Origin of the sequence: Desulfosporosinus hippei DSM 8344, from assembly GCF_900100785.1 — a bacterium.
Taxonomy (GTDB): Bacteria; Bacillota; Desulfitobacteriia; order Desulfitobacteriales; family Desulfitobacteriaceae; genus Desulfosporosinus; species Desulfosporosinus hippei.
On the sequence record NZ_FNCP01000003.1, the window covers coordinates 77,231 to 99,857 of the forward strand.

Here is a 22,627-nt window from a genome sequence, read left to right on the forward strand (position 1 = left end):
AATGCCATTTTAGAAAGGTGCTTTACTGATGCTTTCTCCTTTTAGAAAACTACTACCTGAACAGTATAAACAAGAGTTTTTTGATGAAATAACGCGCCATAACTTTATTCGTTCTCGCAATCTTGCAAGTGTCCTTTTTTTACTTAATATCTTCTTTCTTGTTTTCGACATAATTAATTATCAGGAAGATCTTTGGGATTGGGATACCCTCTCTGGATATTCGGCACTATTCTATCTTCATGTATTCTTAGGACTTGTTTTATCAGTTTTTATTCTGATGTCCTGGTTCAATAGATTAAAAACAGATGACCAAAACTTAACTCGTTGGCATTCCTGCTTAGGTACTCTTTTTTCTTCTTTCATCATAGTTTTTAGTTCATGCATATCTATAAATGACCAACTTCTTCACAATCAGATCACTGTCTTTATTCTCGGATCTATTATAATTGCAGCTAACAATTACTTAAAACCTGTGATAAGTCTAATCACCTTTGCACTTGCATGGGTCTTATTTATGATTGGGATTAGCTATTTGCAAACGGATTTAGACGTTCTTAAAGGAAATTACATTAATGGTACAATTTTAATGGTTTTTGCTTGGTTCCTTTCTTATACACTATATAAAATGAAGATTCAAGATTTAATTAGCCAAAAAACAATTCAACAAAAAACTAAAGAGGTAGAAGAATACAATAACGACCTTATTGTGACTAATAATCGTCTTGAAGAGTCTTTGCAAGCTTTAGACGAATCTCAAAATGTAATATTCAGCTTAGCCTCGGCCTTGGAGTCTAAGGATACCTATACACGAGGTCATTCTGAGCGAGTTGCAAACTATGCTCTGCAGCTAGCACAGGCCCTTAAACTTTCAGTGCCTGAACAACAGACTGTTTGGCGGGCAGCGCAATTACATGATATTGGTAAAATCGGAATACCCGATTCAATCTTAAATAAACCTGGAAAACTAAATAATAAAGAATGGGAAATAATGCGTTCACATCCTGAAATGGGAGAAACCATTTGTTCTACACTTAGTTTTGCTCGTGATTTTCTCCCCCTTATTCGCCATCATCACGAGCGATTCGATGGAACAGGTTATCCAGATGCTTTAAGAGGAGAAGCAATTCCTTTTTTGGCCCGAATTATTACGGTCGCGGATGCAGTTGATGCAATAACCTCGCAGCGTTCTTATCGGCCTAGCCGAACCATCGATTATGCATTAGAGGAATTAGTTAATGGAAAGGGATCTCAATTTGATCCTGTTATCGTTCAAGCCTTCATTGAGTTATTTAATTATTCTTAGTTATTAGATATGGGTACTGTAAACCTTACAAAGAATGTTGATCCAGTCGGACTCGTTTCTATTGTGATTATGGCATTATGGCGAGCAGCAATTCCATAACAAACTGCTAGGCCTAATCCTGTACCTGTTTCTTTCGTAGTGTAAAAAGGCGTTCCTAACTTATCCATTATTTCAGGCTTGATACCTGTCCCTTGATCTTGGATAGACAAGATAACTTCTCTATTTCTCATAAGTGTCTTTATTCTGAGCACCCCACCTTGATCCATGGCTTCAAGTCCATTTCGCGCTAAGTTAAGAATCATCTGGCGCATCTCTTTTTCATCTAATATTAGATCTGGAATCTCCTCCAGTTCAGTTATTACACCCTTATCGTTTCTGATCGCATCTACTTGAACAAGAGGAAGGATGCTTTTAATAATATTATTAAGATTATGTACAGCCACCTCGGTTACTTTTGATCGACTGATGGATAGAAACTCAGTGATAATTTGATTTGCCCGATCAATTTCACTAATCATGAGCGGAATATAGTCCCTGTACTTCTCTGGATTCTTGCCGTCTCCTAGGAGTTGCAAGAATCCTCTGACAGTGGTCATAGGATTTCTTACTTCATGCCCAATACTAGCGGCCATTTCCCCGACGAGATTCATTTGTTCCATGCGAGACATTTCCTTCTCTATTTTCTTTTGCGCAGTAACATCTTTGACAATCGTTGATGCCCCAATAGTCTGCTCAAGATGATTTATGATCGGAGAAACTGTCAAATAAACATTAATGATTTGTCCGTCTTTTCTTACCCGAGTCGTCTCGTAATGCGAGACTGATCGCCCTTGAGAAATCGTTGATAAAATACCATCTAACTCATTTTGATGATCCAGTGGAAATAATATTCTAACCGACTCTCCGAGGATTTCGTTTTCAGAATAACCATAAATGCACTCCGCTCCCCGATTCCAATCCGTAATTTTCCCATCCAGGGCCATCCCAATAATACCGTCTTCAGTGGACTCCACTATAGAGGCCAAGCGATAGATCTTACTTTCTATTTGTTTGCGATCCCCTACTTCACGCATAAGCTTTTGATTTATTTCTTCCAATTCCGTTGTGCGATCTTTAACCAGACGTTCCAAGTAATTTTGATGCAAAAAATCTTGAACTCGCGAATTATTAAGGGTCGTTGATAAAAGCCAAGAAACAAATAAGACCAACAATGTATTTACATAATGTCCATTTTTTATTAAAGAGTCCGGCTGATTATACTGTATTCCTGCAACGACAATGACGTATGATATAAAATAAGTCCAAAAACTTAATTTCGGTCTCAAGTTAAAGAAAACTGCAACTACAAAACAACCAATGATGTAAACTGTTAACTGACCATGAATCCTTTGATCAATCCATCCAGAAATTATTGCACAAATGAATAAACAAGGGAGAGCAAAAAAGATCTCATAAAGGTTATAGCCAGGCTTAACATCCTTTACTGTCTGTAAATTAGTTCTCCAATACAATACTGTGATTACCACCATTAAAAGACCGAGTGTAACATGAGAATAAAAAAGCCATACGTACCCGGGAGTACTATCCCACAAACCTTCCTGATAATTTTTATAATCAGTAAACAGAAAAATAAAATCCAAGCAAAGAAGCACAATCGCTAAGATCCGCTGACGAAAATAATTATTAAAAACTTCATTCCTAATAAATTCCTTTTGGAGTTCTTGGGGAATAATATATCTATTTAATTTAACAGCATTTGCCATTATCGACTCCTTAAATCAAAATCTTTGATTGGTTAAGATAATCTTATTTTCTTTAATTCTCCAAAATCTCTAACAATCCTTCTTTGTTTCTTAAAATGAAACGATATTTTTATGCCGCTTAAGGTTTAACCTTATTCCTTCTAAGGAATATAATGGAATATACTTTAGAAAGGCGGTCGAATCAGAAGTGGCTCAATCAAAAACCCAGCCTCCGCAAAATCCGCCATATTTTATGCCCTATCCATTAAACCCAAATTCACGAATTTATAAGCCTTCAGGCACACATAGTTCTCCGACTGTTTGTGCACCGCTTCTCCGTCCGATACCTGGGTTTACACCAGGATATTGGGAATTGTTAACACCTGCTTTTGGTGGGGCTGCGGTCGCATTCTTTTTAAGCCTTTTTATCGAAGGAAAGAAGGAAAAGAAAAATGACAATAATCCTTATGAAGGGATACTATTAAAAATCAGTCTGATTGGATATTCGGTCTTTGCTTTGGCAGCAGCCTATTATGCAATTACAAAGGTCGTAAAAGAATCCCGACCCTCTTATAATCATCTATTTACACCCATTGCTATAGCACTGGTGGGAGTTATACTACTTTTCACCTCCGAATACCTTCTTCTCTACAGATATTTACCTTCCAGTTTTGAGGGAAAGGTCGGAGATGACTTATGCGTACAGTATTTCTCTTTCTTATATTTTAGTTCGACAACAATTGCTACTGGAACTTTAGGGGACATTCAGCCTAACAATCTGACAGCGCGCGCCTTAATTACTATAGAGATTATGTTTTACGTGTTTGTGATGGCAACAGCCCTCCCCCTCCTTCTAGTAGAGAAAGTCAATTAGTAGCCACTGGAAAATTCTACCTCTTAAATACCTTTTTACCATGTATTCAGTATACATGGTAAAAAGGTATTTTTATTAAGGTACCAATAAAGGTATCATTAGAAGGAATTTAATAAAAATTTTAAGGAGGGCATTATCAGATGTTACAATGGCGTAAATCTAATGATGTTTTAGGAACTGCAAATCGAGGAAATCCAAGTGAATCAGGACTATGTACTCTATGTCGGGCGGATTGCCAAGGAAAATGTGAAAACTGGATGTCAAGTCTCAAAGGCAGAAAAATGTTGTACCCACGGGATTTTGGTACAGTTACTGCCGGTAGTTCGAACACGACCCATATCGGCGTAAATTATAATTCCCTTCGTATTCAAGGGTTTAATTATGGGGCATCTGGCTTACCAGGCGCTTTGACAAAGAGTGCCGATGATTGCATTTTCCCCAATGTAACTACTGAAACAGAATTTGGTGCCCAAGTTAAGACTAAGGTTAGAGTACCTATTATGACCGGTGCTTTGGGCTCAACCTTTATCGCGGCTAAGTACTGGGATTCCTTTGCTATCGGTGCTGCCTTAGTCGGGTTCCCGATCGTCGTCGGTGAAAACGTTGTCGGGGTTGATAAAGAGTCTGTACTGGAAAACGGAAAAATTATCAAAGCCCCTGAATTAGACCGTCGAATTCAAACCTATCTCAATTATTACGATGGGTATGGAGCTATCATTGTTCAAATGAATGTTGAAGATACTCGCAATGGAGTTGCTGAATATATTATTAATAAATATGGGAACGATGTTATCCTGGAGCTAAAATGGGGACAAGGAGCAAAAGACATTGGCGGAGAAATTCAGGTAACCAGCTTAGACTACGCTCTGTTCTTAAAAAATAGGGGTTATGTGGTTGATCCCGATCCAACTAAGCCTGAGGTGCAAGAAGCTTTTAAAAATGGTGCCCTTAAGTCTTTCGCACGCCACAGCCGCCTGGGGTATACCGATCTTTCCAATTATGATGAGGTTCGAGCCGATTTCATGAAATCCGTAGATTATCTCAGAAGTTTAGGCTACAAGCGAATCTCTCTCAAGACAGGTTCTTATGGGATGGAAGCTTTGGCTGCCTCTATCAAATTGGCGACTGACGCTCAACTTGATCTGTTAACTATTGACGGGTCTGGCGGCGGTACTGGCATGAGCCCATGGAACATGATGGAGACTTGGGGGGTTCCTTCCATCCTTCTCCACGCAAAAGCTTATGAGTACGCCAGTATTCTCGCAGCTAAAGGCCACAAAGTTGTCGATATGGCCTTTGCCGGCGGTTTAGCCAGAGAGGATCATATCTTTAAGGCCTTAGCTTTGGGGGCACCCTTTACAAAATTAGTCTGTATGGGTAGAGGGGTCATGATCCCAGCATTTGTTGGTGCGAACATTGAGGGTGCCCTTCATCCCGAACGTAAAGACCTGTTAAATGGCAACTGGGATAGCCTGCCAAAGACTGTGTTGGAACACGGTTCGAAAGCTGAAGAAATTTTTGCTGGCTACTATGATATTCAAAACAAAATTGGTGCAGATGCCATGAAGAACATCCCTTATGGTGCTATTGCAGTCTGGACATTAGCGGATAAACTAGCCGGTGGTCTCCAGCAATTCATGGCCGGAGCGCGCAAGTTCTCACTCAGTCAAATCGCTCGCACAGATATTTCCTCTGCTAACCGCGAGACAGAAATTGAAACAGGGATTCCTTTTATTACTGATTTCCAAGATGAGTTTGCTAAAAAAATCTTAAATAGTTAATACATGAATAGCTCTAGCTCGCACGCTAAGACGGGCAGGTAATACAAAAAGTTCTCCCAAATTGAGGGAGAACTTTTTGTATTACGGTCTACTTTCACTATTAACTTTTTTTACGAGTAAATCGGCTAAGGAACTCTTTAATTCCTCCTTGTTTTTCAGTTGGTTCCTGCACCTTAAGATCGTTCAATTGACCCCTGACCTCTCCTGGCAGATTAGGGCCTGAGTAGTTTGAGTTTGGGAAGGTCATTCCTCTTTTCTGCATAAAGCGCTCCAGGCCTCTCATGGGCAATGGGCTTTGTCCCATAGTTTGCCTAAGGTTTAAAGCATTAGGATTATCAAACAGCTTAAATCCTCTGATTGACATTCTTCACCCTCCTTATTTATTAATTTCAGCTTACAAAGGGGATTAGAAAACTTGGCTAGCGCCAAGCCTCTGGCGCAGGCGGTAGCCTTAGTTGCACTTATGCTTGGACGAAGACACTATCTTCGCACGAATTAAATCTTCTTGCAGTATATAACGCAAGTTTATACTTTCTGAACTGTATAACAAAAAACGGGCTTCCTAATCATCAGGAAGCCCCGTCCTTTAGATAACTTAGAAGATAACTCCTAAAGCAATGAAGATTAAAATCGCGTTAGATATAAGTGTGGGGCTAAAATACAATTCCCATTGCGATGAGGAGCAAAATAATAACAACTACAACCGCAATGCCAGCTCCAAGTCCGCCACTTTCGCCAGTTCCGAATGCCATTTTAAATCCCTCTTTCATTCTTTCTACAATATACGAATTACTTCTTCAATCTGTTAACATATTTTGGATATAGTTCAGCTACTTTCTTATAAATTTTTTAGCAAACTTGTTTTACTAAAGGTAAATGCCTCCCCTCCTACTTAAAGTGGGAATCTCCGGATTAAATAAAAAATAAGACCGTTCTCATAATAAGAACGATCTTTACAGCTCAGAACTATTTTTGCTCCAATTATTTTCAGGATGAACTCTAATAATATCCCCTTCTTGTTCATTAAGAATTATAAAGCGTCTTCTCCACTCGCTCCTGTTCTTATTGTATAGACATTTTCTACTGAGGATACAAAGATTTTACCATCGCCAATTTCCCCGGTTCGGGCTATTTTTGTAATTATTTCAATGACCTTGTCAACATCTGTATCACGAACAACAACTTCGATCTTCACCTTTGGAATGAGGTGAATTGTATACTCCACTCCCCGATAAACCTGGGTATTCCCTTTTTGTTTTCCACATCCGATTACTTGAGTCACAGTTAAACCGTTGACCCCGTTAGACCCTAACGCATCCTTGACATTGTCTAATTTTCCGGGTCGGATAATAGCCTCAATCTTTTTCATAATAAATCCTCCATTGATTTATTTTGCTTGTAACCAAGCACTCACGGAATATCTAGAAATTAAATGAACTCTGAATAAGCAGTTTCTCCGTGCAGTGATAAATCTAAGCCATTAGCCTCTTGTTCTTCATTTACCCGCAGCTTGGTTACCAGACCAATAACTTTTAAAATTATGAATGTAGCCGCGATAGCAAACACCACTGTCACTAAAACACTTGTCGCTTGTATTCCTAACTGGGCAGGATTTCCGTAAAGCAGTCCATCAGCGCCGGCGGAATTAATTGTTTTCGTCGCAAAGATTCCTGTTGCCAGAGCTCCCCAGGTGCCTCCTATTCCATGACATCCAAAAGCATCTAGCGCATCATCATAGCCGAATTTTGCTTTGAGTATACTGATAGCAATGTAACAAACTAAGCCACCAATTAAACCTATTACTATCGAGGCGAGGGGGGTTACGAATCCGCAAGCCGGAGTGATGGCAACTAAACCGCTAATAGCTCCACTGGCTACACCGAGCATCGTGGTTTTTCCCCTATGCATTCGTTCTACTAAGGCCCACGCGACTGCAGCTGCAGCGGCGGCTGTATTCGTATTAACAAAGACCATACCTGCTAAACCATTAGCACCCAAGGCACTCCCGGCATTAAAGCCAAACCAGCCAAACCACAGGAGCCCGGCACCTAAAACGGTCATTGGCAGGTGATGGGGTGCCATGGATTCTTTACCCAGGCCTTTACGCTTTCCAAGGACTAAGGCAGCAATTAAGGCGGAGTATCCTGAGCTAATATGAACCACATTTCCTCCTGCGAAATCAAGTGCTCCAAGATTTCTTAAGAAACCGCCAATACCCCAAACCCAGTGTGCTACTGGATCATAGACAAAAGTTGCCCATAAAAGAATAAATAATATAAATGCTGGAAAACGCATCCGTTCCGCAATCGAGCCGCTAATTAAGGCAGGGGTTATTACGGCAAACATCATTTGAAATCCCATAAAGACAATTGCAGGAAGAGTGGCAGCATAGTCTGGATTAGGATCCATTCCAACTCCATTTAAACCTAACCAATCTAGCCCTCCAATTAAACCATGTTGATCAGTTCCAAAAGCTAAGGTGAACCCTATTAAAATCCATTGCAGCGAAATAAGTCCAATAGCAATCCAACTATGCATAAATGTCCCAAGAACATTCTTTTTACGAACCATACCTCCATAGAAAAGCGCCAAACCAGGGGTCATCAGCAAAACCATAGCTGAGGATACTAGTATAAAGGCTGTATCTCCCGTATCCATAATTATTCCTCCTTAATTAAAAAACTAGTTACACCATGCCCTTCCATAGGCATATTCTTAGTCCCACTTTATTCTTCCAGAAAAAATTCGAGAAAATTTTAATACATTTCGATTGCATAAGGCAACTTGACATAATCTAGGCTTAAGAAACAGGCCCTTGCCGTCGTCAAAACTAAAGGCGCTTTGAGAGTACTCTTTGCGAGTATCTCAAAGCGCCATTGCTTTGCCTAACTTCTAGATATCTGATTTTTGGTTGTGCACAACCTTATGATAGGTATTCTAGCATAAAGGTCAAACCAATTACAATACTTTCTTCCTAAGAATCCTGTATACCTACCAGAACAGAGGTCAGAATGAGGTTAATTATCTAGCGAACAAAGGAGTGGGCAATGTCTCTACTTAATTGCTTAATAGATTTGTGGTATATAATTCATCAATGCAGGCATGACGAAGGGATTATAGATAAACTCTAAGAAAAGAAATAAGATAAGCCCTACAAAGCCGCCGATCATTGAACCATTGATCCGAATCCATTGCAGGTCGTTCCCGGCTTTATCTTGGACAAACTGATTGAGATCCTGATCCGTGTACTCTGCTAACGTCTCCCTTACCATGTTTCCGATGACGTGATGCTCATTGTAAATCACTCGACAAAGGATATCCACGAAAAAGGAATTGGCCTCCTGGCAAAAAGCTTGATCGTTTTTAAGGTTATGCCAGATTTTTGCCATATAATGCTTAAGCAAGTGCTCTAGCACAGTTGGCTCCATGGTTTTCGATGGCGTAATTGCAGACTTTATGGCTGTACTAATAACCGTTTCTATGAAGCGCTCTGTCAATGGGTCAGCTAATACTGATTCTTTCCAAGTATCGACCCAAGTGAAAAATTCAGGATCCTTGATCAACAACTCTATTTCTTCCATCAGCTTGTCCTTTAAACTGAGACGCAAAGGATTATTATGATCTTTTAATCTGCTCAAGGTCAAAAGCAATTCAACCTGCAAAGCGTCAGCAGCTTCATCAAGGTTTAAGCCGTCTGACATTTCAACAAAGCCTAACAGAGTACGAAATATTGCTCCCCCGTTGCTTACTTTCTCTTGTTTTATTTTTTCAAGGTATTTCACAATAATTTGCCGTGTTTCCACTTGAGACGCTTTATCCCATAATCCTTCTGCTATCTGATCCAGGCCTTGATCGATATATCCTTTATTCAACGCCCATCTGCTTCCAGCCTGCAACCTAACCGCTAAGTTCCAGACCTGAGCATTAGCTTGTAAATAGGCTGAAAGCTTTTTGGCTAATTGATCGGGAGCTTGTTTCTCTAAATATCCCTGAAGATAGGGAGCCAGTTTCTCCGCCAGATATTCAGAACCACCTTTCCGATCAAGGTATTTAATAAACGAATCCATAAAGGGAACCTTTTCAATCTTCTGGCGGATAAGATCCATTCGCAAAAGCTCAGATTGAACCATGGAAGCAACCGCTTCGATAACTTTTTCTCGGTTCCGAGGAATAAGAGCTGTGTGAAAACCCCAGCCAAGGGGCTTTTGAAAAATCGCTGTCACTGCAAACCAATCTGCGATTCCCCCTACCAATGCTGCTTCTAAAACAAAATTTACAAGCCTTATCTTTAAGTCATTGGGATTGTAGTGTTGTATTACCGCTGCACCAATAAAGAGTATAAAAACCGTTGCTAAAGTGAGATTAGCCTTTTTGTGATAATTCATTATTATAACACCATCCCAAGTATGTAAATCAACATTCCCGCTAAACCACCCACAACTGAGCCATTAATCCTGATCATCTGCAGGTCGTTGCCTGCTTTATCCTCAATCAACTCAATCAGCTTGTCATCGGTCAAAGGGTCTAAGCCTTCACGAACAATGCGCCCGATGGCATTATGATGGTTATTAATCTGTTTATCAAGGAAGCTCTTGACTTCTTGATTAACCATCCCTCTCAGATCACTATTTTGTTTAAATTTTTCCAGAAGTCTAGGCCAATTGTCGTTTAAATAGCCTGTTTCTAGGGGGCCAGCAAAAACTTTTTTTATCTCCAAGGTTTTCAGCCCCGAACCTAAGGCCGCAAAAATTAAGCCATCAACTCGTTCTTGAAGTAAAGTTTTAGTTTTAAGTTCCAAGGCAAATTTAAGCATTAAATCCCTAAGCCACTTTTGCACTGTCCCATCCTCTAAAGTCACTTTAACCTTTTCTTGCAATCCTTGGGCAAGTTCAGCTGAGGATGGGAGAAACATACCTATCATTTTTCTTGTTGAGTTATTATCTTCGTACCTTTTTAAGGCCGCTTCAATCATATCTTTCAAGGCATCTTGAACCGCCGGTTGATCTATGATACCGGAGATTGTATGGCAAATAGCCTGCAAAACATTATCCATATCTCGGTGTTCCATTGAAAACTCAATAACCTCGGCCAGGGTAGCGGAAAGATTTAAATCTCTTAGGTTATCGTTAAGCAATTCTTTAATTTGTCGTTTAAGTTCTTCTTGATCCTCCCGGTTCCGGATAGCTTGCAGCAAATTAACCAGCATATCACTCATCTTTGCTTGAACTTCCTGCTCCTGAAAAACACGCAGTAATACGCCGGAAAAATCCCAGGCCGAGAGTTTACGTTTAAGCAGCTCCTGAGAGATTAATTCATTTTGTACCATATCTGCTAAGGCTGCAAAAATACGTTCTCGGTTCTGAGGAATAATCTCAGTCCGCAAAATCCTACTGGGGCGAATACCTAACGGACGCCGAAAAAGAGCTGTTACCGCAAACCAATCAGCAAGCCCTCCAATCATCCCTGCACTGCAGCCACTTGAGATAAGTCCTCCAATAACGCTCCCTTGAAGATAAAAGGGATAGCTTACGAAGAAGCCTAGAGTAATACCCCCCAGAGTCAGATTTGCACTCCGAGCATTATTTTTCTTCATCATTTCTTTCACCTACAATAACTTTATCGACAAATTAAGGTTCTTTCCAACTTATTTTAATCTATTTTAGAATATAGTACCAGTTGATCAAGGAAAATGTTAGTTAGCATAATCTCCACCCTCAACATTCCAGTCATAGCTTTGACAATGGCGTTACAGAGTAAAAATTTACATAGGTTGTCAGATCAGCAGCGATAAACTTAATTGCTTGCAGTTCTCTTTTTCAGAGAAAAAAGGCTCTAGCCTATATTTAGCCAGAGTCTTTTTTGTGTTTTTGTTATGTTAAAAGCTTAAGCTTACTTATAAACCTTTTCTTCACTTAAATGGGCATTTAGGGCATCCTCTTCAATAAGCCGATGATTCAATAATTCTGTTTTTAATTCTTGAATAGTTCTGGGGGTAATACCCCTTTAGCATCTACAGGTTATTTACAAAACCACGGATGATTTTACTGATAAATATTTCATAATCAGTGCTTAACTTATACGTAAATCTTGGAAAAATGGGGAACTATAAATAAAGTTCTACCCCAATGAAGCAGATTAACCAGCCTATTCACCTTTAATTAAGGAGGACATCATGTGTAACAACCCATTACTTAAAGATCCCTATCAACAGTTGGATGACTATATTGACAGCATCCCTTATAAAAAAGAAAATCTTATTCTAATTCTTCATAGAGCTCAAGAGATTTTCGGCTATTTACCCGATAAAGTTCAATGGCACATTGCTCAGAAGTTGGATCTCCCCTCGGCTAAAATTTATGGTGTTGTGAGTTTTTATTCCTTCTTTACTATGAAGCCCCGGGGGAAACATGTGGCAAATGTTTGTATGGGGACTGCTTGCTTTGTCCGGGGATCTGAAAAGTTGCAAAAGGAAGTTGAAAGCCAGTTAGGGATTAAAACCGGACAGACCACTGAGGATCAGCTTTTCTCTTTGGATTCGGTACGATGTATTGGGGCCTGTGGCCTTGCTCCTGTCATGACAGTGGATGGAAAAGTCCATGGCCGATTAGAAACTACTGCTGACATAAAACAAGCCCTAGCCAAATATCGCCCTGAAGGAACGCCTGAAGAGGCAAAAGGTAGCAATAGTAATATTTGAGCGGGGTGCAATTCTTGGAATGGTAAAAGGAAGGGATCCAAATGAAACTCAAAGACACTGGAGAACTTAATGAATTGAAAGGGCAAAGCCTTGCTCTTCTTAAAAATCGGCGTATTTCCAGTCCCCTAACAACTCTTGAGGCCCTGGGAAAACCTCGACACATTATGGTTTGCGGAGGAACCGGCTGCCATGCTTCGGATAGCCCGGAAATTGCAGCTTTACTTAAAGAGGAACTTAATCAGCGAGGGTTATCTGATCAAGTAGAAGTGCTGCAGACAGGTTGTTTTGGCTTCTGCGAAAAAGGCCCTATTCTTGAAATCCATCCTGACAATATTATGTATGTCCAAGTTTCCACCACAGATGTTGCCGATATTGTTGAGGAACACTTCATTCAAGGGAAACAAGTGGAACGGCTTCTCTATGTTGACCCCAGCTCGGAACAGCGTTTAGCTTCAGATTTCCCCTTTTATCACAGTCAGCTCCGCATTGCCCTGCGCAATTGCAGCTATATTGCTCCTGAGGACATTCGAGAATATATAGCCGCCGATGGATATCAGGCCTTAGCTAAAGTCCTTTTCAACATGTCCCCTGCTTCAGTCATTGAAGAAATCAAAAAAAGTGGCCTCCGGGGGCGGGGAGGCGGAGGCTTCCCTACCGGGGTAAAGTGGGAATTGACCGGTCAAGGGGAAGCTACTCAACGCTATATTATTTGCAATGCGGATGAAGGGGATCCGGGTGCCTTCATGGACCGCTCTATCCTGGAGGGGGATCCTCATAGCGTCTTAGAGGCCATGCTTATTGCCGGCTCAGCCATTGGGGCAACTCATGGGTTCATCTACATCCGGGCGGAATACCCCCTGGCCATTCACCGCTTAGAAATTTCCATTAACCAAGCCAGAGAGTATGGCTTGCTGGGGGAAAAGATATTAGGCAGTGATTTCAGTTTTGATGTTGATATTAAATATGGAGCCGGGGCTTTTGTATGTGGAGAAGAAACTGCCTTGATTCATTCCATCGAAGGTGCTCGCGGAGAACCTTCTGTCAAACCCCCCTTCCCTGCTCAAGAAGGTCTGTGGGGTAAACCAACTTGTGTCAACAATGTGGAGACCTTTGCTAATATCCCTCCCATTATTTTAAGAGGTTCGGACTGGTTTGCAGGGATTGGTACGGAAAAAAGCAAGGGAACTAAGGTATTTGCCCTAGCCGGAAAAGTTAACAATGTGGGGCTGGTTGAAGTCCCGATGGGAACCACCCTCCGCCAAATAATTTTTGATATTGGCGGAGGAATCAAGAATCATAAGAGTTTCAAAGCAGCGCAAACCGGGGGGCCTTCCGGCGGATGTATCCCAACCAAATATTTAGACACTCCAATTGACTATGAGTCTTTAATCTCCATTGGCTCTATGATGGGTTCCGGGGGATTAATTGTTATGGATGATAGCGATTGTATGGTCAATATCGCCAAGTTCTTCCTGGAATTCACTGTGGACGAGTCTTGCGGTCGATGTACAGCCTGCAGAGTAGGGACAAAACGTCTTCACGAAATTTTGACTAAAATAACGGAGGGCAAGGGAACTTTAGATGATTTAGATAGTTTAGAGCAACTTAGCAAAATTATCAAGGATACCTCTCTTTGTGGACTCGGCCAAAGTGCTCCTAACCCTATTCTTTCTACTATAGAGTATTTTAAAGACGAATACCTGGCTCATATAGTTGATAAATCCTGTCCGGCTGGAGTCTGTAAGAGTTTAGTCAAGTATAAGATTACTGATAAATGCAAGGGTTGTACTCTTTGCACCAAACATTGTCCGGCAAATTGCATTAGCGGTTCCGTCAAGGAACCTCACGTCATCGACGAAGAGCGCTGTCTCAAGTGCGGTGTATGTATGGAAAAATGCCGCTTTGGTGCCATTGTACACCATTAAGTTACCCCCAAAGGAGGACTCTGTCATGGATATACAACTTAAAATCAATGACATACCGCTTACTGTTCCGGCAGGAATGTCCATCTTAGATGCAGCCAGAACTATAAACATTGATATTCCAACCTTATGCTATCTCAATCTTCATGAGATGAGACTAAATAATCATATTGCCTCCTGCCGAGTCTGTGTTGTCGAAGTTGAAGGCCGGCGAAATCTTGCGCCAGCCTGTTCTACTCCTGTATTTGACGGTATGGTGGTTAAGACAGATACTCAGCGTGCTGTACTGGGCAGAAGAACTATGGTGGAACTCCTGCTCTCAGATCACCCTAAATCATGTTTAACTTGTCCTAAAAATCTGGATTGTGACCTTCAGGCTCTGGCAGCTGATTTAGGAGTCCGAAATATTACTTATGAAGGGGAAGAATCCGAATTTGCGATAGATAAATCCAGTCTGGCGATTATTCGAGACCCCAACAAATGTATTCGCTGTCGACGCTGTGAAACAATGTGCAACGACGTTCAAACTGTAGGGGTCTACTCAGCGGTGGGCCGGGGTTTTGAAACAGTTGTTAAAACCGCCTTTGATCTGCCTCTTCACGATACGTCATGTACATTTTGCGGACAATGTGTAGCTGTCTGCCCTACCGGTGCCTTAATGGAACTCGATCAAGTGGATAAAGTCTGGAAGGCCCTTAACGATCCAACCCGTTATGTCGTTGTTGAAACAGCTCCTGCTGTCCGTGTCGCCCTTGGAGAAGGCTTCGGTCTGGAACCGGGAACCATTGTCACGGGAAAGATGGTCGCCGCACTCCGTCGGCTGGGCTTTGACCGGGTTTTTGATACTGAATTTGGAGCAGATGTGACGATTATGGAAGAAGCTACGGAGCTTATTCATCGTATAGAACACGGCGGACGCTTACCCATTCTGACAAGTTGTTGCCCTGCTTGGGTTAAATTCTTTGAACATCAATTTCCGGATTTATTAGACATCCCCTCAACCTGCAAATCTCCTCATCAAATGTTAGGAGTCCTATCTAAAAGCTATTACGCTGAGACTTATGGTATTGATCCTCAAAAAATTACCGTAGTCTCGATTATGCCTTGTATTGCCAAAAAATACGAAGCAGCTCGTCCGGAGCTGGGACAAGACCCTGTCACTCCGGATGTGGATATTGTCATCACAACCCGGGAACTTTCCCGAATGCTCCGAGAAGCGGGAATTCATTTCGATCATCTCAAGGAAGAAGATTTTGATCATCCTTTAGGGGAATCCACCGGGGCTGCCGTGGTTTTCGGAACAACCGGAGGGGTCATAGAAGCAGCTTTAAGAACAGCTTATGAATGGTTGACGGGAAAACCCTTAGAAAATGTGGAATTTGAACCTCTTCGAGGGATGGACGGAATCAAGGAAGCCGTTATTCCCATCGGTAAGCGTGACTTCCGCATTGCGGTTACTCATGGCCTAGGCAATGCTCGAACCATTCTTGAGAAGATTCAATCGGGGGAAAGTCATTATGATGCTATCGAGATAATGGCTTGCCCCGGCGGTTGTATTGGGGGCGGAGGACAACCCTATCATCATGGAAACCTAGAAATCCTGGAAGCCCGTGCTAATGCCATTTACCAAGAAGATCGCTCCAAACCTTTGCGCAAGTCCCATGAAAACCCTGCGGTTCTCAAGTTATATAGAGATTATATCGGCGAACCTTACGGAGAGAAAGCTCATCGATTACTTCATACTAGCTTTACTAAGCGCCCAAAAATCTAAAATCCCGCCGTCAGACACATCTCGTTTCACATCTCCCACATTTACTTCTATAAAAACTACAGAGCAAAAGCGGTCTCTTTCACTTTAACTTTTTAGTGCCAGTGAAAACAGACCGCTTCTTTGAATCCCATTAACCTCTTTAAATTTTGGGAGCCAAGTTTCACGCCACCCCTGTATTTTTATATTGGAAAGGTTATGATAAACTCTAAGGGTAATTATTTGAAAAGTGGTGGAAATATGCAACACAAATTCTCTAGGACAGAGCTTCTTATTGGCCCTTCCGGTCAAGAAAAGCTGCAGCAAAGCAGTGTGATGATATTTGGGATTGGTGGCGTTGGCTCTTTTACAGTCGAGGCATTGGCCCGTGCCGGAATTGGTCACTTAATTCTGGTTGACTTTGATGATATATGTCTGACAAATATTAACCGTCAACTACATGCCCTCCATTCTACAGTCGGTGAGGCCAAAGTGGAAGTCATGAAACGACGGATTCAAGAGATTAATCCATCTGCCAAGGTAGAAGCTTTTAAAGAGTTCTATTCAGTGACAGATGCCGACCGTTTTCTGGATAGAAATCTAAGCTACGTCGTTGATGCCATTGATACTGTATCGAGCAAAGTTAGTTTGGCCAAAGAATGTTTACTTCGAGGTATACCTTTCATTTCCAGTATGGGGGCCGGTAATCGCCTTACCGCCGAGAACTATAGAGTTGCTGACCTCTCTAAGACAAGTGGGGATCCCCTGGCTAAAGCTATGCGTAAACTTCTGCGTAAAGAAGGTATCACCAAAGGGGTAAAAGTAGTATTTAGTCCCGACCTGCCATTAACCCCCTTCACTTCAGATGCCAATTGTACAACAAATTGCATCTGCCCGAGTGGAGATGCCCCCTGTGCTGTGAAACGTCAGATTCCTGGAAGCATTTCTTTTGTCCCGTCTGTTGTGGGTCTCCTTATTGCCGGAGAGGTTATTCGGGATTTACTGAACAATTCTACAACTGCTCAAGTTTAAGCAGTTGTAGAATTGTGTGCTTTGGGGGTAGATTTGTCTTGCTTTCTCACCATAGTTTTAAATACCAGCAGAAAAATTCCTAAATCAACGAGTATATCTCCCAGACTAAACACTTGTTTGCCTATTCCTATAATGGACAGATAAAGGCGATCCGCCAAGAAACTCAGGCGTGTCGTCGAAGTCATCAGTCCATGAGTCCCCTGCCCTTCCAGTAAAGCTTTGCGACTTTCTTCCGGAAGAAACGAGGGATCCACCGGCATTACCCCTCCATTCAGACCAATTACGATAGTGTTTAAAAAAATCCCCAGAGCAATCCAGTGCATACCGGGACATGCTCTATTTCGCCATGTGAAAAACAGCAATAAAAAATAGGATCCTATTCCAAGAAGTTGAGTGAGCCAATTTGAAGCAAGCCCAATTTCTTTAACAGCAACCCAGTAGAGACCACTTTGAATTATTAGGGCAACCGGAACCAGCCAAGATTCTCGTAGAGCAAGCTGACCTAAGCGACTAAGTTTACCCCCGCTAAACAAACTGAATAACAACGCAATAATTAAGGTTTCGATTAGCATATTTCACCTCTTAGACTAGGATAAAGCCGGTTGCACATGCTCTGCATGAACCCTCAGGGCTACTTCATCTGTAACCACAGCGCAGAAAACCTCTACAAGCTTGGGATCCAGCTGTGTTCCGGCAACTCGTTTTAATTCAGCTATTGCTTCAGAATGCGTACTTCCTTTGCGGTAACTTCGATCCGAGGTTATCGCATCATAGGTATCAGCAACTGCAATGATCCGTGATTCTAATGGAATCTCCTCACCTTGAACCCCATCAGGATAACCTTTGCCATCGAAACGCTCGTGATGATGACGTACAACTTGACCTATATCAAATAAGAATTTAATACCTTTAATAATTGTTTGCCCAATCACAGGATGACTACGAATTGCTTCCCACTCAGTATCAATAAGTTTCCCTTCTTTATTTAAGATCATTTCGCTAACCCCTATTTTGCCGACATCATGCAACACAGCGGCGTATTTAAGAAACTCAATTTTTTCCTCGCTCATTTTGATTGCCTCTCCGATAGCAACTGCAAGCTTCCCAACTCTGGCAGAGTGTCCACTGGTGTATTTGTCTTTGGCCTCTAAAGCTTGTACTAAAGCTTCGACTGTATCAAGATAATTTTCCCGCATGTCAATATAGAGTTGAAAGGCATGGCGAGAAATCAACAAGGGAATAAACAGCAAAAAAAGTCCCAAGGGGCCCCAGTTTTTATAGAGCAGAGCTAACAAAAATCCTAGGGGAACGAGTGCCATAAAATTAGGCAAGGCCCAACGAAAGTTAACTACCCATATAGCCAAAGGGGATTTATTGGATATAAGACCAAGAACAAGCGCAACAATTGTCATATTCATTACCATATAGATAAGTGCTGCTAGACTATAAATTAGGATTGATTTAAAGTCAAATTGGAACGAAGTTATTTTAAAAAAATATATAGCAGTATAGGCAACGGTTAAGGATATAACGTATTGGGATGCATTAAAAACCCTTTTGTGTAATGGCTGCTCAACGGCAACTTTTCCAAAAATCAGTAACCCGGATAAAGCCATTGCAGCCAATGTGACTCCTAACGGGAATAAAATAAGGGATGAAAGAAATATAGAATAGCTGACAGTTACATACCCTCCTTTGGGCAAAGCAACCGGTAAAGACTCACATGAGATGGCTAAAATGCCAAAGATCAAAAGATTTAATAATTGTTCCACGGTCCAATTCGTATGGTAGATATTCCATATTAAACTGATTGAGGCAGACAAGGTTATTATTGCAAAAAATAGTTTAAATTCTTTTGATGAACTTTCCATGACCCACCTCAAATATATTTTAGCCGCCAACTTAACTATCTAGATCCGTAGCCGCTCTTCAGAGAAGAACAATTTTTATTTAACTATCTAACACGTTCTACCATCTGAAAGTTGCGCCGCCGGCGAGTACGAGAGTAACAAGAACAGAGATTGCTTTGAATAATTTGCTCATATCGGTAAACCTCCTTGATTTTTTTATCAAAAGGACAGTATTACCGCTTCGCTCTCTTTCCGTTCCGCTGTTTTTTTCGCTTCGCTATAGTGAAATAAAACAGATGTACTCTAGGATCTAATTGTTAAGTTGGTCGGCCAAAATTAGTAAATTAATTGTTGCCGAGAAACCTCAGCTTTCGATTAACAGCGTCAAGAGTTGCCTTAACGACGGCTTCCCGATCATCATTTTTAACTAAGGCACACCCTGTAAGGGATTGTTCGCCCGTAGAAGCAATTAAAGTTATTGAGACCAGGGCAATCTGTTGTTTGGCAAGTTGGGTTATCCCTACATCCTCAGTGACAAATAAAAGTTTCCCTAAAGTGAGGGGCTCTAAGGCCTTTAATGTAGCCTCAACAAACAGCCGCAATTTATTATGTGCTGAAGAAGGACCTTCAGCCAGCCCTTCAATCAACTTATCTCCCTTTAGCAATTCCACTTTCACTTCTGCCATACCGTTAACAGTTCTAAGGGTTACACCTACCAATTTAGGCCGGGCAGAAACTTCTACAACTGAAGTCCCTTCTTCATCCTCTTCAACTTGGGCAACACTTATTTTCTTATGATCAATTTGCAAATCAAATTGAGCTGCCAAAATCGATTCAACATCCCGAACGATCTGCTTAGGTGCTCGTCCCGCCCCGGCAAGAATATGTACCTCTTCAATTATCCCTTGATTATTAATATTAATGCGAGCAGCAACTACGGATTTAACCTGTTTAATGGCCTGCTCCCAATCTTTAATTGGATAAGGCGTTTCTGACATGAAAACACTCCTTAGTTTCTGATTCCTATTTAAATGTAATTGAATGTTTTCGACGTCTATTTCCATTTTCCTCTATTCCTACCATAGAAAAATCCTAAGTTCTTGCAATAAGGCAAACTTTCTATATTCTTTTTGTGTAATAAAACTATAAAAAAATTAGTCCCCTTTACCACTTTGTAAAGGGGACTAATTATCTGATGCCTTTATTGCTCTTTAAGCCATAAACATCTTAACATCGTCTTCAACACTGGAGATTCCTGCTATACCAAAGTTTTCAACTAAAACTTTAACCACATTCGGGGACAAGAAACCAGGCAGGGTTGGTCCAAGGTGAATGTTCTTTACACCTAAGTGGAGTAAAGCTAACAGCACTATGACAGCTTTTTGCTCATACCAGGCAATGTTATAGGAAATTGGTAGTTTGTTGACATCATCGAGGCCAAATACTTCTTTTAGTTTTAAGGCAATTACTGCCAAAGAATATGAGTCATTACATTGTCCGGCATCAAGTACTCTTGGAATACCTCCGATGTCACCAAGGTTTAATTTATTGTATTTATATTTAGCACATCCTGCTGTTAGGATGACAGTGTCTTGAGGCAGGGCCTTAGCAAAATCCGTATAGTAGTCTCTGCTCTTCATGCGTCCGTCACAACCAGCCATAACGAAAAACCGCTTAATAGCTCCGGATTTTACTGCATCGACAACTTTATCTGCCAGAGCCATTACTTGATTGTGCGCAAATCCTCCAACAATTTCTCCGGTTTCAATTTCTGTTGGGGAAGGACAGCTCTTAGCATGGGCAATCAAAGCTGAAAAATCTTTGGCCTTTCCTTCAGCACGATCGGGAATGTGCTTAACTCCTTCAAAGCCTACAACTCCGGTAGTATAGACTCGATCCTTGTAAGATTCCTTCGGTGGAACAAGACAGTTGGTAGTCAAGAAGACCGGTCCGTTAAAAGAGTCAAATTCTTTGTCTTGCTTATACCAGGCATTTCCGTAATTGCCTACAAAGTGATCATACTTCTTAAAGGCCGGATAGTAATGGGCTGGGAGCATTTCTCCATGAGTATAAACGTCAACTCCGGTTCCTTCCGTTTGTATCAGTAATTCTTCGAGGTCCTTCAAGTCATGTCCGCTGATGAGAATAGCTGGGTTGCTTCTGACTCCGATATTGACTTTTGTGAGCTCAGGATTTCCGTAAGTGGTTGTATTGGCTTTATCTAAGAGAGCCATGACATCGACACCGAATTTTCCAGCTTCTAAGACAAGGGCCACTAGGTCACCTGCTTCAAGTGTATCATCAAGGGTAGCTGCCAAGGCTTTTTCAATGAAAGCAAAAATACCAGTCTCTTGATACTCGAGGGTATAGGCATGCTCAGCATAGGCGGCCATCCCTTTTAGTCCATAGGTAAGCAACTCGCGGAGTGATCGAACGTCTTCATTTGCCGTTGCTAAAATTCCAATTACTGCAGCCTTGGTCTCAAATTGATCTGCCTCCTCAGTCCAAGTTGCCGCATCGTGCAGATTCGCCGGAATAGTACCACCAGCTTTGATAATCTCTTGTTTTAGTCCGTCACGTAAGGCAAGACCCTCTTGGATTCGTTCTACAAAACGACTTTTATCAAAGTTTGCATTGGTAATAGTGCTGAAGAGGCTTTCCATAATGAATTTATCAATATCCGGTCGGACAAGATTAAGTTCTCTGGCTTGAACAGCATAAATGGCGATCCCTTTCAAGGTGTAAATCAAAAGATCTTGTAAGTTAGCAACATTCTCAGTTTTCCCGCAGACTCCTTTAATTGTACAACCGGTTCCCTTTGCTGTTTCCTGACACTGATAACAAAACATACTCATATTTGTTCCCCCTAAATTTTTTTTATTTAAAATTTTGCTTAACTCTCGTTGACTAAGGTTAGTTTATAGTAATTTCTATAGAGACACTGTGATTAGAAGCCAAGTTCCAGTGTGAGATAAGTCACACCTGCTTTGGTTCTTAGCTTTGGCTTCTTACAAAGTGCCTAGCATTTTAGTCCGCGGCGATTTATAATTAGAGTTATTTCCTTGAGCCAAGCTAAATTTTTAGAATCCGCTGTCCAGGTATTACTTTGCAATAGCAGTGCTTGACCAAATTTTGAATATCTATGTATTGACTGGAGGAACAAATACGTGATAGAAGATCCAAAGAAACCCCAGATAGCTGACAATGTCTATCTTGCTGAGGGCTGTAGAGTGATCGGAGATGTGCAGATTGGTGAACAGTCCAGTGTTTGGTATAACTCCGTCATCAGAGGTGACCTGTCTAAAATCAGCATTGGCAAATGTTCCAATATCCAGGATTTAGTTGCCATTCACGTCAGTAAAAATCAACCCGTAACCATTGAGGACTATGTTACAATCGGTCATTCCGCCATTCTCCATGGCTGCACGATCCGCAAAGGATCTCTGGTTGGCATGGGAGCCATTGTTCTTGATGGTGCTGTTCTCAATGAGGAAACATCTGTTGCTGCAGGAACCCTTGTTCCCGGCAATAAGACTTATCCTCCCCGTGTAATGCTGATGGGAGTTCCGGCAAGAGTAGTAAGAGATCTTACGGATAATGAGATATCTGCCATGCGTGAAGCTGCAGAGCGATATGTCGCTAAGACAGAAGCTGCTCTGAGTCAGAAATAAGCATTGGT

General features: G+C 41.4%; 18 protein-coding genes. 8 read left to right on the plus strand and 10 right to left on the minus strand.

Annotation, left to right across the window (positions count from 1 at the left end; genetic code table 11):
- The first annotated feature begins 514 nt into the window (after positions 1 to 514).
- Complete coding sequence (locus tag BLS16_RS24160; protein ID WP_242876177.1) at positions 515 to 1,303, plus strand: HD-GYP domain-containing protein; 789 nt, start codon at positions 515 to 517, stop codon at positions 1,301 to 1,303.
- Here BLS16_RS24160 and BLS16_RS03655 read toward each other — a convergent pair.
- Positions 1,300 to 3,066, minus strand: coding sequence for a two-component system sensor histidine kinase NtrB (locus BLS16_RS03655; RefSeq protein ID WP_092330093.1), 1,767 nt, complete (start codon positions 3,064 to 3,066; stop codon positions 1,300 to 1,302). The two genes, BLS16_RS24160 and BLS16_RS03655, sit on opposite strands and share 4 nt — an antisense overlap.
- 187 nt (positions 3,067 to 3,253) lie before the next feature.
- Here BLS16_RS03655 and BLS16_RS03660 point away from each other — a divergent pair, with 187 nt between their 5' ends.
- Both BLS16_RS03660 and BLS16_RS03665 read left to right on the plus strand, forming a co-directional pair.
- Complete coding sequence (locus BLS16_RS03660) at positions 3,254 to 3,919, plus strand: two pore domain potassium channel family protein (RefSeq protein WP_092330097.1); 666 nt, start codon at positions 3,254 to 3,256, stop codon at positions 3,917 to 3,919.
- A 140-nt stretch (positions 3,920 to 4,059) separates the two neighbouring features.
- Positions 4,060 to 5,700, plus strand: a complete 1,641-nt coding sequence (locus tag BLS16_RS03665) for a glutamate synthase-related protein (RefSeq protein WP_092330099.1) — start codon at positions 4,060 to 4,062, stop codon at positions 5,698 to 5,700.
- Between the two features lie 100 nt (positions 5,701 to 5,800).
- On the opposite strand, the gene BLS16_RS03670 is transcribed toward BLS16_RS03665, so the two are convergent.
- The 5 genes from BLS16_RS03670 to BLS16_RS03690 all read right to left on the minus strand — a co-directional run bounded on the left by BLS16_RS03670 (position 5,801) and on the right by BLS16_RS03690 (position 11,296).
- On the minus strand, positions 5,801 to 6,064 hold the full coding sequence (locus BLS16_RS03670; protein WP_092330101.1) for a hypothetical protein: 264 nt from the start codon (positions 6,062 to 6,064) through the stop codon (positions 5,801 to 5,803).
- Positions 6,065 to 6,730: 666 nt separating this feature from the next.
- Complete coding sequence (locus BLS16_RS03675) at positions 6,731 to 7,069, minus strand: P-II family nitrogen regulator (RefSeq protein ID WP_092330105.1); 339 nt, start codon at positions 7,067 to 7,069, stop codon at positions 6,731 to 6,733.
- Between the two features lie 59 nt (positions 7,070 to 7,128).
- A complete protein-coding gene (locus BLS16_RS03680) occupies positions 7,129 to 8,358 on the minus strand; it encodes an ammonium transporter (RefSeq protein WP_092330107.1) in 1,230 nt (409 codons plus the stop codon).
- 407 nt (positions 8,359 to 8,765) lie between these two features.
- On the minus strand, positions 8,766 to 10,085 hold the full coding sequence (locus tag BLS16_RS03685) for a DUF445 domain-containing protein (RefSeq protein WP_092330113.1): 1,320 nt from the start codon (positions 10,083 to 10,085) through the stop codon (positions 8,766 to 8,768).
- 2 nt (positions 10,086 to 10,087) lie between these two features.
- Complete coding sequence (locus BLS16_RS03690) at positions 10,088 to 11,296, minus strand: DUF445 domain-containing protein (protein ID WP_092330115.1); 1,209 nt, start codon at positions 11,294 to 11,296, stop codon at positions 10,088 to 10,090.
- 576 nt (positions 11,297 to 11,872) lie between these two features.
- Between BLS16_RS03690 and BLS16_RS03695 the strand changes: the two genes are divergently transcribed.
- From BLS16_RS03695 to BLS16_RS03710, 4 genes are all read left to right on the plus strand, one after another.
- Positions 11,873 to 12,397 (plus strand): NADH-quinone oxidoreductase subunit NuoE family protein, encoded by a 525-nt coding sequence (locus BLS16_RS03695; RefSeq protein ID WP_034601612.1) that lies wholly within the window; start codon positions 11,873 to 11,875, stop codon positions 12,395 to 12,397.
- Positions 12,398 to 12,438: 41 nt separating this feature from the next.
- Positions 12,439 to 14,322: an NADH-quinone oxidoreductase subunit NuoF gene (locus tag BLS16_RS03700; protein ID WP_092330116.1), complete on the plus strand. Its 1,884-nt coding sequence runs from the start codon at positions 12,439 to 12,441 to the stop codon at positions 14,320 to 14,322.
- A gap of 25 nt (positions 14,323 to 14,347) precedes the next feature.
- The gene (locus BLS16_RS03705; RefSeq protein ID WP_092330118.1) at positions 14,348 to 16,090 is read left to right on the plus strand and encodes an NADH-dependent [FeFe] hydrogenase, group A6; all 1,743 of its coding nucleotides are present in this window, start codon (positions 14,348 to 14,350) and stop codon (positions 16,088 to 16,090) included.
- A gap of 237 nt (positions 16,091 to 16,327) precedes the next feature.
- Positions 16,328 to 17,098: a tRNA threonylcarbamoyladenosine dehydratase gene (locus BLS16_RS03710; protein ID WP_092330122.1), complete on the plus strand. Its 771-nt coding sequence runs from the start codon at positions 16,328 to 16,330 to the stop codon at positions 17,096 to 17,098.
- Here the strand turns inward: BLS16_RS03710 and BLS16_RS03715 are convergent.
- The 4 genes from BLS16_RS03715 to hcp form a co-directional block, all read right to left on the minus strand.
- The gene (locus tag BLS16_RS03715) at positions 17,095 to 17,670 is read right to left on the minus strand and encodes a DUF5317 domain-containing protein (RefSeq protein ID WP_092330124.1); all 576 of its coding nucleotides are present in this window, start codon (positions 17,668 to 17,670) and stop codon (positions 17,095 to 17,097) included. The two genes, BLS16_RS03710 and BLS16_RS03715, sit on opposite strands and share 4 nt — an antisense overlap.
- A 15-nt stretch (positions 17,671 to 17,685) precedes the next feature.
- Positions 17,686 to 18,969: an HD-GYP domain-containing protein gene (locus tag BLS16_RS03720; protein ID WP_092330126.1), complete on the minus strand. Its 1,284-nt coding sequence runs from the start codon at positions 18,967 to 18,969 to the stop codon at positions 17,686 to 17,688.
- A 323-nt stretch (positions 18,970 to 19,292) separates the two neighbouring features.
- Entirely contained in the window at positions 19,293 to 19,946 is a 654-nt protein-coding gene (locus tag BLS16_RS03725; protein WP_092330127.1) for a hypothetical protein, read from the minus strand.
- Between the two features lie 213 nt (positions 19,947 to 20,159).
- Positions 20,160 to 21,803 (minus strand): hydroxylamine reductase, encoded by a 1,644-nt coding sequence (gene hcp, locus BLS16_RS03730; protein WP_092330128.1) that lies wholly within the window; start codon positions 21,801 to 21,803, stop codon positions 20,160 to 20,162.
- 312 nt (positions 21,804 to 22,115) lie between these two features.
- On the opposite strand from hcp, the gene BLS16_RS03735 reads away from it, so the two are divergent.
- Positions 22,116 to 22,619 carry a gamma carbonic anhydrase family protein gene (locus BLS16_RS03735; protein ID WP_092330129.1) on the plus strand — a complete coding sequence of 168 codons (504 nt, stop codon included), beginning with the start codon at positions 22,116 to 22,118 and terminating at the stop codon, positions 22,617 to 22,619.
- The last annotated feature ends 8 nt before the right edge of the window (positions 22,620 to 22,627 follow it).

Excerpts from the sequence above, each read along its gene's own strand:
- BLS16_RS03665 (WP_092330099.1), top strand. The coding sequence starts at position 4,060 with ATGTTACAATGGCGTAAATCTAATGATGTTTTAGGAACTGCAAATCGA.
- BLS16_RS03680 (WP_092330107.1), bottom strand. The coding sequence starts at position 8,358 with ATGGATACGGGAGATACAGCCTTTATACTAGTATCCTCAGCTATGGTT.
- BLS16_RS03675 (WP_092330105.1), bottom strand. The coding sequence starts at position 7,069 with ATGAAAAAGATTGAGGCTATTATCCGACCCGGAAAATTAGACAATGTC.
- hcp (WP_092330128.1), bottom strand. The coding sequence starts at position 21,803 with ATGAGTATGTTTTGTTATCAGTGTCAGGAAACAGCAAAGGGAACCGGT.
- BLS16_RS03690 (WP_092330115.1), bottom strand. The coding sequence starts at position 11,296 with ATGATGAAGAAAAATAATGCTCGGAGTGCAAATCTGACTCTGGGGGGT.
- BLS16_RS24160 (WP_242876177.1), top strand. The coding sequence starts at position 515 with ATGATTGGGATTAGCTATTTGCAAACGGATTTAGACGTTCTTAAAGGA.
- BLS16_RS03670 (WP_092330101.1), bottom strand. The coding sequence starts at position 6,064 with ATGTCAATCAGAGGATTTAAGCTGTTTGATAATCCTAATGCTTTAAAC.
- BLS16_RS03715 (WP_092330124.1), bottom strand. The coding sequence starts at position 17,670 with ATGCTAATCGAAACCTTAATTATTGCGTTGTTATTCAGTTTGTTTAGC.
- BLS16_RS03705 (WP_092330118.1), top strand. The coding sequence starts at position 14,348 with ATGGATATACAACTTAAAATCAATGACATACCGCTTACTGTTCCGGCA.
- BLS16_RS03720 (WP_092330126.1), bottom strand. The coding sequence starts at position 18,969 with ATGGAAAGTTCATCAAAAGAATTTAAACTATTTTTTGCAATAATAACC.
- BLS16_RS03710 (WP_092330122.1), top strand. The coding sequence starts at position 16,328 with ATGCAACACAAATTCTCTAGGACAGAGCTTCTTATTGGCCCTTCCGGT.
- BLS16_RS03685 (WP_092330113.1), bottom strand. The coding sequence starts at position 10,085 with ATGAATTATCACAAAAAGGCTAATCTCACTTTAGCAACGGTTTTTATA.
- BLS16_RS03725 (WP_092330127.1), bottom strand. The coding sequence starts at position 19,946 with ATGTCAGAAACGCCTTATCCAATTAAAGATTGGGAGCAGGCCATTAAA.
- BLS16_RS03655 (WP_092330093.1), bottom strand. The coding sequence starts at position 3,066 with ATGGCAAATGCTGTTAAATTAAATAGATATATTATTCCCCAAGAACTC.
- BLS16_RS03695 (WP_034601612.1), top strand. The coding sequence starts at position 11,873 with ATGTGTAACAACCCATTACTTAAAGATCCCTATCAACAGTTGGATGAC.
- BLS16_RS03700 (WP_092330116.1), top strand. The coding sequence starts at position 12,439 with ATGAAACTCAAAGACACTGGAGAACTTAATGAATTGAAAGGGCAAAGC.